The sequence below is a fragment of the Mesorhizobium sp. M1227 genome, from assembly GCF_040318315.1.
In the GTDB taxonomy this organism is placed as follows: Bacteria; Pseudomonadota; Alphaproteobacteria; order Rhizobiales; family Rhizobiaceae; genus Mesorhizobium.
On the sequence record NZ_JAMYLZ010000067.1, the window covers coordinates 1 to 11,875 of the forward strand.

The following is an 11,875-nucleotide window of genomic DNA, read 5'->3' on the forward strand; positions in this document are numbered from 1 at the left end:
GCCATCATTCAATCCGCGTCCGTATCGGCGTCAAGGACGACGCCAAGCGCCCCGGCGGGATCAATATTTTCGGCAAGGGCTTTGGAAATTACGATCAGGACATTGTGCTCAGGATCAAAACCGCGTGAATCGACTGGCCGCGTTGCTGCGCTCAGTTACAGTTCATTGCTAGGCTAGGCTTGCAGCTGGCACCGCCGTCCATGAGGCGACCGGCTTGCCTGACGTGTATAGATCCCTCGTCGCAAGCTTTGCCCACTGGCTGCGAATCCCCTGCTACCCTCAATCACCAGTACAAAGGGATCCGTCCCACCAACCAACAGCCAGAGCATCCTCCGTTCCGGCCAATGCCGGAACTTACCATCTAGGCAACTCTCGAAAGTATATGCCGATCCAGGTCACACTTAGCCAACCCGAACCGCCAGCGATGGTTCGTAGCCTCACGCCTGCTCTGGTAGAACAAGGTCAGTTGCCGGCCGTCGATCATCACCGTCGAATGGCCATTCTCGCCGGGCTCACCAGGGTCGAGAACGGGGCCAACGGAAACGTAGGGACCCTTGACGTCATCGGCGATGGCGAAGAAGACGCGCTGCCGGCTGCCGCGCGGACCTTCGGGGAGGAAGCAGGTGGCGTTGAGAAGCACACGACCGTCCGGCAGCTCGACGAGCTGCGCGCCTTCGATCCCCCATTCGTAATCGGGGTGCTCGCGCGCATTGTGATGTGGCACGTCGAGATGATCGAGTATCTTGCCGAGACGTTTCCATGGCCCGAACCAGGAATCGGATTGGCTGCGCGCCAGATAGACATCAGGCTGGGGCACCCTGGTGAATTTGGGCATGCCTGAATAGACGATATAGCGCTTGCCTCCGACGATTGCGGGGTGGGGATCGTAGATGCCGTCCTCATCGGTGTCGGGCAGCGACAATATCGCCGGATTGAGCACCACCCAATGAAAGCCGTCATTGGACACCGCGTGCTCGCAACGTCCGCCGGACTTCATGAATTCGGTCTGGATAAACATGTGGAAGACGCCGCACTCATGAATGACGCCGGGCGCCGCAATGCCAGATCCGGTTACCGGCAAAACGATCGCCTCGTGCTCTGTCCAGGGTCCATAAAGATCCGGCGCTGTGGCGTGGAGGATTTTCCAGCTCTCTGTTGTGACGGTGCCGCTGGAGCCGAAGACGTGCCAGAGCGTGCCGTCGAACACCGGACAAGGGTCCTTCAGATCATCCACAACCTGCGGGTGAAACAATGGAAAGACGTTGGTTTCAAAGTCGATCTTCATTCGCCAGTCATCCCTCGATTCGTCTCGGTCTCCATTCAAATGAACCACCGGCGCGACTCAGATGAATCGATTCCAAGCGTATTTATAGCTCCGCTGATGAACGGTTGTTGAACGATTGAAGGATTTGAACCGCTCTGTGGCAAAGGGCCACATTTGGGGAGCCCGACCTGACGCGAGGGGCTTCATCATGTGGATCGAATGGGGGCGGCCGGCTCGCCCCTTCTCTGTTGAGCCGTCGCAAGTGGAGCGGACGGCTGGTCTCGCCCGAGACAGTTTGGAGCTATGGAACAACTTATCGGGATGGAAGTTATATAGAAGGCTGCGAACTTCATGTCAAAGCTGCCTCGATTGACTTTTGTTAGTCGAGGCATTTTGTAACTATATCGAAGGATAATCTACATGGAAATGGCGGCGGGCCGGGCCAAAACACCAAAAAACCCTGTACAACCGTCTATTTTAATTTGCTTTTCACACCTCCGATGGAACTTCGTATATCAGAGACCACAACACATTCTAACCCTGGCGTCAAAACAGCAACAGCTAATTTACTTCGAAGAGCCGATCTTCGATGAGAGGCGCCACCCTTCGATGCGGGTGCACAATATTACCCCGACGATCAGAATAGTGACGCCGTTGATCCCAGTTGGTACCTCCGCGACCAGGGCGGACGCGATCCAGCGCAGGTTCGTCGATCAGATCCTCGCCTCCACGCCGCATGACCGATTGACGACCTGGTATTACACGCCCATGGCGCTACGCTTCAGCGATCATCTCGCCTGTGACGTCTGCGTCTACGACTGCATGGATGAACTCTCCGCGTTCAAAGACGCTCCCGCAGAGTTGACGCAGTTGGAAAAGGCGCTGTTGCAACGTGCCGATGTCGTCTTCACGGGCGGGCAGAGCCTCTACGAGGCCAAGCGCAGCTTGCATCGGGCGATCTTTCCCTTCCCGAGCAGCATCGACGTTACCCATTTCCATCAGGCTAGGGCGCCAGGTGAGGACCCGTTCGATCAGGCCGACATACCTCACCCGAGGGTGGGGTACTTCGGGGTCATCGACGAACGGCTCGACCTTGAACTTATCGCGCATGCGGCTGCGGCAATGCTAGACGTGCATTTTGTCATGCTCGGCCCTGTCGTCAAGATCGATCGGGCGAGCCTTCCCACGGCAGGCAACCTGCATTGGCTGGGCGGCAAGTCCTATGCAGACCTGCCGAACTATCTCAGGCATTGGAGTGCCGGCTGGATGCCGTTCGCGCTCAACGAAGCGACCCGCTACATCAGCCCGACCAAGACTCCCGAGTTTCTTGCGGCAGGACTGCCGGTGTTGTCCACGGCCATCGTCGACGTTGTGCGTACCTACGGCGTCGAAGGCCTTGTCGAGATTGTCGAGGCGGAGGACATCGAGGCCAAGCTTCGCTCGATCCTGGCCCACCCCCGCGATTCCCTGGTGAAGAAGGCCGACGCCTACCTCACCGACATGTCCTGGGAGAAGACCTGGAGCGCGATGGCTGCCCACATCGAGCGCGCCCATGCGATGAAGAGCGTCGTCCCATTCCTGAGGAGGGCGTGAGCGTGTTCGACTGGTTGATCGTAGGGGCCGGTTTCGCCGGCAGTGTGCTGGCCGAGCGTATCGCATCGCAACGGCAGGAAAGCGTCCTGATCATAGACCGACGAAATCACGTCGGCGGCAATGCCTATGACTGCTACGACGAGGCGGGAATACTAATTCACCGTTACGGGCCTCACATCTTTCACACCAACGCCCAATCGATCGTCGACTATCTGTCGCAATTCACGCAATGGCGGCCTTACGAACATCGCGTGCTGTCGCTTGTCGATGGAAAGCTGCTGCCGATACCGATTAATCTCGACACCATAAACCGCCTCTATCGCCTTGAATTGACGTCCGAGCAGCTGCAGGACTTCTTCGCTTTCCGACGCGAAACGGTCAAAGAAGTCCGCACCGCCGAGGACGTCGTGGTGAGCACAGTAGGCAGAGAGCTCTACGAGAAATTCTTCCGCGGCTACACGAGGAAGCAGTGGGGTGTCGACCCTTCCCAGTTGAGCAAGTCAGTGACGGCGCGAGTCCCGACCCGGACCGATCGCGACGATCGGTATTTTGGCGACAGCTTTCAGAACATGCCGGCAGGCGGGTATACGCGCATGTTTCAGCGCATGCTGGATCACCCTAAGATCAAGATCATGCTGCAGACCGACTACCGCGAAATTCGCGACAAGATCCCCTTCCAGCAGATGATCTATACCGGTCCGATCGACGAGTATTTCGACTGGAAGCTTGGTCGCTTGCCCTACCGTTCGCTGCGCTTTGAGCACACGACGCTTGATTGCGAGCAGTTTCAACCGGTCGCCGTCGTCAACTATCCGCAGACGGAAAAATACACACGGATCACCGAGTACAAGCATCTGACCGGTCAGCAGAGTCCGAAGACCAGCCTCACCTACGAATACCCCACCGACGTCGGAGATCCTTATTACCCGGTGCCGCGGGCCGAAAACGAGGCTTTGTACAAACGATACGAAGCTTTGGCCGCGGCGTGCCCGGAGGTCTGGTTCGTCGGACGTCTTGCAACATATCGCTATTACAATATGGATCAGGTGGTCGGCCAGGCATTGGCTACGTTCGGGCGCATTCAGACACGCCTGCCAGCAAACGGGATGCTCGTCACGCCGACGCAGCGCGAGGCGGCCGAGTGAATGATGCGCCGGCCTGACCGGCGTCGGGCGACCCACGGCCAAAGAGGCCAACGATGTTTCTCGGCTTCTCGGCGAACAGCTCTAGATATGCTGTGCTGTTGATGCAGCTGAAAAGCGCACACTGTTCGTATCAGCGAGGCTATAGCGCGCTTGCTTGTTGTTCCTCAAACGCCAAGAACGATTGGCGCTGGCGCTCCAACTCGTCCGCGAGTGGCTTGCAAACAGTGCGCGAGCCGTCCGCATGAATGGTGGAGAACAAGCCGACTTCGGCGTGGCGCGAATTGTCCCAACCTGGGTAGGCCGTCACCGGGTACAGGCATATACCCTGAACGGGTGCACCGAGGCTCGTCGCATCGCGCACTTCGTCGCAAACGTAGTGAAGCCAGGCTGGCCGGCCTGAACCTTCGGCGCCGGTCTCGGCGATGAACATCGGCTTCTTGTATCGCTCGGCGACCTCGACCAGCATTTCCGAAAGTGCACGGTATTCGTGGTGCCCCATCGGTATCGTTGGGCCATTCAAGTACCATTGGTTGTGCGGATAGAAGTTGAGGCCGACGACGTCCACAACGTCCTCGCTGCCGCCCAACTCCGGTTCCACGCGCCCGATCAGCATGTCATACGCCTCGAATTGGCCCTGGCGAGCATTTTCGGCGCGCCGCCGCTCGGGGTGAGTACGGTCACGAGGAGCAATATGGATCAGCGGTTCAGCCCAGATGAACCTGCAGCCGGGTTCGGCCTCCCGCATGACCCTCACGCCGGCGACCGCTGCCCTGACAAGGTGTCGTTTGAACCATCCACGCTTGGTCGGCCCGACGCGGGGGAAATAGCCGACCTCCACCGCCCATGCAAAAAACGAAATCTCGTTGATCGGGCACACCAGCGGAGCCACCCCGGTAGCGGAGCGATGAACCCGAACAGCTTCCGCGGCGAAACGGACGTAGGCCTTGATAAACCCCGGGCTACCTTGGTCGATATGGTCTGGCGAGCCATAGTGGAAGATATCCCAGATAATCTGCACCCCGGCCGCCTGGGCTGCTTCGATCGCCGACGTCCAACTCGACCAGTCGAAGACTCCGGGCGCTGTTTCAATCAGGTGCCAGCGCAAGCCGTCGCGGATCGTGCGAAGCCCAAGCTCGGCACAACGGCGATAGTCGGCATGTGCATGGATGTCATGTGAGGTCGCGCGGATCAGATCAAGACGGGCCCCGTCGGCGCGCCTGTGGGAGGAACACTCGAAACCAGCCATGAAAAAGCTGTCGAACCCGGAAGAGCCTGCCGTGGGCCGACGAGCGGTATCCTCGTTCATACCAACATCCTGTCGCCCAAGGCGTGGGCAAGTAATCGCATTCGCAGTCCCCATTGTCAGTTCCAGTGGCCTAGTCGAAACCGGTCGGCCACCACCACGTCGACGGCTCGGCGGCTGCGGTGTACACGTGTGCCTGGATTGGCGAATACAACCAAGCTCCAATCCCGTCTGCCGGGGCCGCGGTCGCGTCGATTCGATCCGAAGTTATGCGGCCTGTTGCATCGCCCGTTCGTTGACGCCTGTTTCGCCTAGTCGGGTGAGCGCCTCATCGGTTGCTTTTTCTTCCTTGAGCGTCTGTTCGAGCAGCGGGACGGCGTCTTTCAAGCCAAGTAACCCGGCCCATGTGACAAGAGTCCCGTAGCGCGCTATTTCATAATGTTCGACGGACTGGGCTGCAGCCACGAGACCCGCGTCCAATGCCGGAGCCTCCTCGAATTCCTCCAAAATCTCCTGTCCTTCTTCGATGATGCCGTCGATCGCCGGGCACGTTTTCCCTTGGGCTCTCTTGCCAAAGGCGTCGAAAACTTGCTGCAGACGCTCGATCTGACCTTCCGTCTCGTCACGATGTTTTTCGAACGCCGCCTTCAACTCTTCGGATTCCGCGCCCTTTGCCATTTTCCGGAGCGCCGTCAGAATCTTGCGTTCGGCGTAGTAGATGTCTTTCAGACCATCATAGAAAAGGTCTTCCAAGCCCTTGGAGCTGCCCTGAGAGCTTTTTTTTGTCGCCATTGTCATCTCCTCTTTCATTTCGACGCATGCATGGCTCTAACTGGACCAGTCTCTTGTTGTTCCTTCGCCACGGCACAGCGGCAGCCAACAGCGAGCGACGGTCGGGTTGACCGCTGATTTCAGTCCGCCGCGCCAGCAGCGGCTTGAGCATCTCGGCTGCGCTCCATTGCGGAAGTTCCGGAATGAGGATCGTCTGCCTGAAGGGTTCCGCTGTCATCGAGTCCTTGCGGCCGCATTTTTCGCAACGGACCTTTGCCCGCACCTGATCAAGGTTCCCGATCTCTTCTCGGAGTTCGAGAGGGTTGGAGAAGCGCTTAAGGCGTTGGCGTCCCGGATCATTGCAAATTACATGGCCGGACTAGTGGACGAGGAAGAACTACTGTCGGCTTCCCGGCAGGCGCTTGGACGGCAAGTGCAGACCTGAGCGAATCCCCTGGCTAGAATTGGTCCGGAACCGTACAATAGCAAATCGTCAGCAATACAACATGGCCGCTGACGCTTGGGAGCGACTGTCGCACTCTTGGCCCAATACGAGGCATTGGTGTAATGGCGGAAGAACAAGGGCGGCTCGGCCCGAATGCTGAAATCGTCAGCGAGCTCGCGCGAGAGTCAGGCGTATCCGAACACCACATACGCGAGATAATGTCGCTGGTCGGCTTCGATCGCGGCTCAATCCTGAGGGAAGCTCGTCTCCTCAAAAAGAACAAGTAGGGCCGGCGGTTTTGCACGGCGTCGGCGGCATCTGGTCCACCGGAAATGCATTCTGGGCCGAAGCATCCTTCTGGTTGCTCGGCTTTGTCCTGTTGATGAGCGCTGCCGCGGCGCTGGCCGGCTTTACCGATTTTCTTGGAAATTCAAGGGTGCGGTCCATCAATGCAGCGTGGCACCATATGGTCGGCAATGTCGTGGCCGTGGTGCTGGCGCTGGCCAGCTTCATGCTGCGCCTAAGCGCCGGTGCCGCCGAGGGCGCCTTGCCCTGGGCCTGGCGCTATCAACGATTGTCGTTCTGCTGCTCGTCTACACCGGCTGGAAAGGCGGAACGCTTGTCTACGAACACAGGGTAGGCGTCCATCCCGAAGAGGGTGAGGATCTCAACTCCCGCCCGGAATTATCCCGATAGGTTGACGAATGGCCGAACTGCGGGGAGCCGTCGTCGTGGTCGCCGGCGCCTCGAGCGGCATCGGCAGAGCGACTGCTCTGGGTTTGGCGCGCAAAGGCGCACGGCTAGTGCTGGTCTCAAGAAACGCGGACGCACTCGACAAGGTCGCCAAGGAGTGCGCCGGCTTGGGCGGTGAGGCGCTGACCTTTGCCACCGATATGGCGGACGATGCGGCCCGTGGAGAATGCGCAGCTTTGCCGTGTCGCGTTTCGGCAGGATCGACGTGTGGGTGAATTGCGCCGCAGTCCTGCTTTTCGGCCGCTTCGAGGAAATCCCGCCGCATCTGTGATCAGGACGTTTCTGGTGGATGGCGCCGGTACTGAACAAAGCTTGTGACCAGTCGGATGCGGTGAGTGGAAGAGCCCGCCGGCTTCCCCAGCCGCCTTGGGGTGCAACCTGTAGTGAATGGACTGGAAGACAATCTTGCCGTCCTGAATGACGGAACTGTCGGCGCCCTCAATGGCGTCGAACCTGGACGAAGTTGCCGACCAGATCAGCAATGTATAGGGGCCGCGGACCTGTTTTGCGATGTAGTTGAACTCACCTTGAGGCAGCTGCTCGCGCAGGCGTTTGGACGACAGGCGGACGGCATCATGGCCTCTAAATTCGAATTCGCGGTCAAGAGGACCACGTCCACAGCATAGTTGCGCCTAAGATCCTCCTCGATGTCGCCAGCGGCGCGAAGCCTCAGATGGTCTTCGAAAACCCCCTCTGCGGACGGAGCACGTCATGTCTCCTTTGCAGTACCGGAAAGGCCGTGGACAGCCGTCTCGTCCTTCGCGATGCTGAACGGATGCGACCGCGGTTTGTTCCTGAGGCCAACATGCGCTGGAGCCGGATTGCCTTGCACCCCCGATCACAAACGAATGAGAACATTCAATCGGGGTCCTCATGGCTTCCGGCATCGACATTCTGGCATGCTGACCAGCGACGAGGTCGGCAATTGTCCAGGACTAGAGCGGCCGGCCAGGTGCGCATGCAGCGGTGCCGGGGGGACCTCACGCTCCAAGGCCGTCCTGGCCTTCGCCAGCGACAACCACAAGGCCTGCAAAAAAGCTTCATCTGCTTGCAGTGTTAATCCGACCTCCTTGCAATGTTCAACGAGCCTGTCCTGAATCGACACTGCGGTTTCATACCGTTGGACAACCCTTGCCAGAACGTCCTGACAGGTGCCAATCGCCACCGCCCGAATGTGGTCAGCGACGGGAGAGAGGGCAGCACGGGTGACATCATGAGCAACGGGGCGTCCCGATCAGTCGGATGTATTCCGCCTCGGGCTGCCCATAAGAACGATCCGCCAACGCGCGTCTATAGCAATAGCTTCAGCCTTCAATTGAACAAGCAATCGTGCGGGGACCGGTCCTCACCCATGACCAGGGCTGATCCGGTCATACCGTCAAAGCCAATAAGGCCAACCTCGGCCTCGACCTCAGCCCGAAGCTTCGCCACCATTGACCCGAGACCGCTCTCGAAGAAATCGACGGTGTCAATCGGGACCGAGGCCTGCTCCAGGTACGTCGTCAGTCCCAAATGACGGCCTTCGAGGTGAGGCTGCAGCAAGGTCAGATCCGGCGCGCTCAGGCGCCGCAACAGTTCGTTCTTGAACGAGGTTTCATCTGCGCTGTCTCCCGATCGGGGCGGAAGCGCGATGGTCGCTCACAGCTGACGACGCCCTAACAATTGCCGACAGTCAGGGGAAAGTATACCTAAAAGGGCCGGGAGTCTCAAAAAGCTACTATGCTGACCAGAGAAGCTCGTCAGTTTGGCGATCATCAAGATGCTGCTAGCTAACAAGCAGTGTCCGCCTCTACCGGTCGAAGGTTGCCTTCGCAATCTGGTGTGCGCCTTTTGTCGAAGCATACGGCCCCAAACTGATTCATCCTCTGGGGAAGCCAAGCGGTATCGACGCTGCCTGAAAACTTACGCGCAAGCGCTCCAAACGTTCGGGGCGGCGCTTTGTCGATCGCCCAGAGTAGCCAAGCACCCCTTCTTTATCCCATAGTATTCGTCTTCGCCTATTGCTCCGGAACGGCAGAGGTTTGCGGACGATTTCGTGCTGCTTCGGCAATTTCCGGGATGTATTTCGTCGCGGTGCAGCTTCGGTTCACATTGGCGCGTGCGTCGAATACCTCTTTCTCGCAGACCCGCTTGGCGAGCTCGATAGGCACATGAACTGCCAGAGGCACTTCCACCTCAGAGATTCCAAGCTCCCGTGCGATCTGCTGTTTCACTTCGTGCCTGCCAAGCGAAACGTCGACGCCGACATCCTCGGCATCTTCGGTTGTCGATGATGCGCCTTGCCCCGGAAGATCTTGCTGCTCGGTCTGAGCAAATGACTGAACGGCAAAGAGTTGCAACGCGAACACGGCGAGCGGCAAAATTCGTTGGAATACTCTCATGCCTGGCTCCTGCAGGTGCCTTTAACAACGGCAAAGTATTTGAAGCGTTCCAGAGGCGGGGATGCGCGCGCTCAGCGGCAGTCGAGGCGGGTTTTTTCTGTTGGCGTGGAATACGATATGGCGACCGTGGTTGGGTGCCGACAGCCGACTGTGCTGGCACATCGGAGTGTAGGAATTTGCCTACCGAGAAAGAAAGACAAGCCAGAGACGAGCGCACCTCGGATGCTGCACGAGGATTGACCGACATTGAGCGTGCGGCACGAGACGCAAAGACCGCGGCTTCGGGAGCAGCGCCTGAAGGCCGCACTTGCTGTGACGTCGGCCGCGGCATCTAAACCGAAGAGGACACCAAAAACCACGAAAGCCTAGCAGTCACTTGCACCACACGGGAGCTTGCATTCAACCCCACGGTGCTCAAGATCCAAGTAGGCTCTGCAGCTCTCTAGGCTCACAACCTCGTGCACCCAAGTTTGATCCTGCTGCAGCAATCAGGACTACCCCAGAACGAATATGGCCAGCAGGGCAACAAAGAGAACGAGGGCGATCGCGGCGCCCCAGATGAGGACCTTTCCGGTGCCGCGTTGCTCTTCCTCGCGAGAAACGTCTTTCGCCATTCCATACATCCTTTGCGAAGGTCCAAACTGAGCAACGTGCCGTGCAAGGCTGTTCCCAACGCTCTCGGAGCCAACTTGGTGTCAGTCCGACTGCCGGTTGCCGTAGGGCTTCGAATCGCTCTAGCGCTATCGGCAATACAGCGCGGCTCTCCTCTGAGCGCGACCGCAGCTCCCTTCAGGCAAGATGCGCGAGCAGACGGATATCTATCTGACCGAAAGCAAAAGAAACCACGCGTGCCCCACTGAAAGCACAAGCAAGCGCAAAGGTTCCTGAACTGATGCTCGGCTGGCGGGAACTTGCTCGCCAGCCGAGTTGAGTTCAGGCGGTGGTCGGGGGAGATCAGCCAGCCACACGCTGGTGATTCCAACCTGAGCCGATGTGCCAATCAGCAACCTTCGTCGGTCTTTTTCACCTGGCCTGGCGCGGCGGTATTGGCTGTCGTGTCCTGCTGACCAGGCGCCGCCTGCTGAGCGCTGCCAGTCTGCTGGCCGGGCGCGCAGTCTCTGGCCGAGTTCGGATTTGTGGTGCCGCTGGTGGTGGTCGTGTCGGTGCCCTGATCGCCGGACATGTTGGTGCCGCTGCTCGTCGTGCCGGTGCCCTGATCCGTCGTACTGGGCATGGTTGTCGTGGTCGAGGTTCCGCTGGTCGAGGTTCCGCTCGAAGTTCCGCTGGTCGTCTGGGCAAAGGAAAGCCCTGCCGACACCGCCAGCACGGCCGAAGCCAAAAGGATGCGTTTCATCTTCTTTCTCCTGTCTGAATGCGCGGGATGCGCCTGGCAAATCGAACAGGCAGACAGAAGGAGTGTTCCCCGATGAAGTTCAACTTTTGTAACTCTGGTCATAGGTCCGCCTTAGGATGGCCGGCGTATATTAGAAGCCTCATGACGGCGGCTCGATTCGAAAAGCAATCAACGAGCGGAGAGGCCGTCGCGTTCCTTGTGACTGCGGTGGCGCGGTGAGGCACAAGGCTCAATGCGGAGCGCCAGCCTCCGCGATCAGCGCCTCGTCGAGAATCCACTTCAGCTTCGCCGAGCGCTAGTAGCTTGATCTGCTTGCCGTTCTTACTTGCCAGGAACGACATGCAGCGGTCGCAGTATGCCATGCGGACCTTCAATATGTCGCCGTATGTCGCCGCGTCGGATGGCCAGGAGCGGCCAGTGCCAGTTGGATTTTGTGATGGAGCGGCGCAGCGGCGAGCGTCCACGGGCCGTTTTCCTTGCGCCGATCTTCCGCGATCTTGGCCTTTTCCACGCATCGCTGCAGGATTTTTCGCGAGGTGAATTGAGACCCGCCACGACTGTCAGGGGCGTTCGGCGGGCTCTACTCCGGAACAATGTCTTCTTCTGAAAGTTTTTCCTTAAATCGCAAAGGAGATCCGAAATGTCAGAAAGCCGCGAATGGTTTGTCCAATGGCTTAGAGATGCCCATGCCATGGAAGAGCAGGCCGAAACGATGTTGAACGGGCAGTTGGGCCGTATCGAGAACTATCCCGAGCTGAGCGACCGGATCCGACAGCACCTCGACGAGACGAAGCAGCAGGCTGCCCGGCTGAAGACTTGTCTCGATCAGATGGACGAGGGTTCATCCATGATGAAGGATGCTGGCGGTAAGCTGACGGCGATGGCGCAATCGCTGAGCGGCGTCTTCGCTGGAGACGAGGTGATGA

12 protein-coding genes and 2 pseudogenes are annotated in these 11,875 nt (G+C 58.8%); 8 read left to right on the forward strand and 6 right to left on the reverse strand.

Features of this window, described 5'->3' with window-relative positions; translation table 11 throughout:
• A pseudogene (locus tag NKH28_RS33200) lies at positions 1 to 128 on the forward strand (transcriptional regulator); the annotation flags it as partial.
• A gap of 233 nt (positions 129 to 361) precedes the next feature.
• Here the strand turns inward: NKH28_RS33200 and NKH28_RS33205 are convergent.
• Positions 362 to 1,285 carry a glycoside hydrolase family protein gene (locus tag NKH28_RS33205; protein ID WP_352473704.1) on the reverse strand — a complete coding sequence of 308 codons (924 nt, stop codon included), beginning with the start codon at positions 1,283 to 1,285 and terminating at the stop codon, positions 362 to 364.
• 399 nt (positions 1,286 to 1,684) lie between these two features.
• Here NKH28_RS33205 and NKH28_RS33210 point away from each other — a divergent pair, with 399 nt between their 5' ends.
• Together NKH28_RS33210 and glf are read left to right on the forward strand one after the other, a co-directional pair.
• Positions 1,685 to 2,857, forward strand: a complete 1,173-nt coding sequence (locus tag NKH28_RS33210) for a glycosyltransferase family protein (RefSeq protein ID WP_352981350.1) — start codon at positions 1,685 to 1,687, stop codon at positions 2,855 to 2,857.
• A 2-nt stretch (positions 2,858 to 2,859) separates the two neighbouring features.
• Entirely contained in the window at positions 2,860 to 4,002 is a 1,143-nt protein-coding gene (gene glf, locus NKH28_RS33215) for a UDP-galactopyranose mutase (protein WP_352981356.1), read from the forward strand.
• A 139-nt stretch (positions 4,003 to 4,141) separates the two neighbouring features.
• Here the strand turns inward: glf and NKH28_RS33220 are convergent, their stop codons facing one another.
• Together NKH28_RS33220 and NKH28_RS33225 are read right to left on the reverse strand one after the other, a co-directional pair.
• Entirely contained in the window at positions 4,142 to 5,308 is a 1,167-nt protein-coding gene (locus NKH28_RS33220) for a glycoside hydrolase family 1 protein (RefSeq protein WP_352981351.1), read from the reverse strand.
• A gap of 204 nt (positions 5,309 to 5,512) precedes the next feature.
• Complete coding sequence (locus NKH28_RS33225; RefSeq protein WP_023677856.1) at positions 5,513 to 6,037, reverse strand: YciE/YciF ferroxidase family protein; 525 nt, start codon at positions 6,035 to 6,037, stop codon at positions 5,513 to 5,515.
• 106 nt (positions 6,038 to 6,143) lie between these two features.
• On the opposite strand from NKH28_RS33225, the gene NKH28_RS33230 reads away from it, so the two are divergent.
• The 4 genes and pseudogenes from NKH28_RS33230 (at position 6,144) to NKH28_RS33245 (ending at position 7,429) form a co-directional block, all read left to right on the forward strand.
• Positions 6,144 to 6,461 (forward strand): hypothetical protein, encoded by a 318-nt coding sequence (locus NKH28_RS33230; protein ID WP_352981352.1) that lies wholly within the window; start codon positions 6,144 to 6,146, stop codon positions 6,459 to 6,461.
• Between the two features lie 122 nt (positions 6,462 to 6,583).
• A complete protein-coding gene (locus NKH28_RS33235) occupies positions 6,584 to 6,748 on the forward strand; it encodes a hypothetical protein (protein ID WP_352981353.1) in 165 nt (54 codons plus the stop codon).
• Positions 6,749 to 6,822: 74 nt separating this feature from the next.
• A pseudogene (locus NKH28_RS33240) lies at positions 6,823 to 7,157 on the forward strand (DUF2231 domain-containing protein).
• 8 nt (positions 7,158 to 7,165) lie between these two features.
• Positions 7,166 to 7,429, forward strand: coding sequence for an SDR family NAD(P)-dependent oxidoreductase (locus NKH28_RS33245; protein WP_352706234.1), 264 nt, complete (start codon positions 7,166 to 7,168; stop codon positions 7,427 to 7,429).
• A 1,096-nt stretch (positions 7,430 to 8,525) separates the two neighbouring features.
• Here NKH28_RS33245 and NKH28_RS33250 read toward each other — a convergent pair.
• The 3 genes from NKH28_RS33250 to NKH28_RS33260 all read right to left on the reverse strand — a co-directional run bounded on the left by NKH28_RS33250 (position 8,526) and on the right by NKH28_RS33260 (position 10,949).
• Positions 8,526 to 8,786 carry a hypothetical protein gene (locus NKH28_RS33250; RefSeq protein WP_352981354.1) on the reverse strand — a complete coding sequence of 87 codons (261 nt, stop codon included), beginning with the start codon at positions 8,784 to 8,786 and terminating at the stop codon, positions 8,526 to 8,528.
• Positions 8,787 to 9,211: 425 nt separating this feature from the next.
• Positions 9,212 to 9,595, reverse strand: a complete 384-nt coding sequence (locus NKH28_RS33255) for a hypothetical protein (protein WP_352473695.1) — start codon at positions 9,593 to 9,595, stop codon at positions 9,212 to 9,214.
• 1,000 nt (positions 9,596 to 10,595) lie between these two features.
• A complete protein-coding gene (locus tag NKH28_RS33260; RefSeq protein ID WP_352456137.1) occupies positions 10,596 to 10,949 on the reverse strand; it encodes a hypothetical protein in 354 nt (117 codons plus the stop codon).
• Between the two features lie 640 nt (positions 10,950 to 11,589).
• Between NKH28_RS33260 and NKH28_RS33265 the strand changes: the two genes are divergently transcribed.
• On the forward strand, positions 11,590 to 11,875 hold a 286-nt coding region (locus tag NKH28_RS33265), incomplete at its 3' end, for a YciE/YciF ferroxidase family protein (protein WP_352981355.1).

Excerpts from the sequence above, each read along its gene's own strand:
- NKH28_RS33205 (WP_352473704.1), bottom strand. The coding sequence starts at position 1,285 with ATGAAGATCGACTTTGAAACCAACGTCTTTCCATTGTTTCACCCGCAG.
- NKH28_RS33210 (WP_352981350.1), top strand. The coding sequence starts at position 1,685 with ATGGAAATGGCGGCGGGCCGGGCCAAAACACCAAAAAACCCTGTACAA.
- NKH28_RS33220 (WP_352981351.1), bottom strand. The coding sequence starts at position 5,308 with ATGAACGAGGATACCGCTCGTCGGCCCACGGCAGGCTCTTCCGGGTTC.
- NKH28_RS33225 (WP_023677856.1), bottom strand. The coding sequence starts at position 6,037 with ATGGCGACAAAAAAAAGCTCTCAGGGCAGCTCCAAGGGCTTGGAAGAC.
- NKH28_RS33235 (WP_352981353.1), top strand. The coding sequence starts at position 6,584 with ATGGCGGAAGAACAAGGGCGGCTCGGCCCGAATGCTGAAATCGTCAGC.
- NKH28_RS33245 (WP_352706234.1), top strand. The coding sequence starts at position 7,166 with ATGGCCGAACTGCGGGGAGCCGTCGTCGTGGTCGCCGGCGCCTCGAGC.
- NKH28_RS33255 (WP_352473695.1), bottom strand. The coding sequence starts at position 9,595 with ATGAGAGTATTCCAACGAATTTTGCCGCTCGCCGTGTTCGCGTTGCAA.
- NKH28_RS33260 (WP_352456137.1), bottom strand. The coding sequence starts at position 10,949 with ATGAAACGCATCCTTTTGGCTTCGGCCGTGCTGGCGGTGTCGGCAGGG.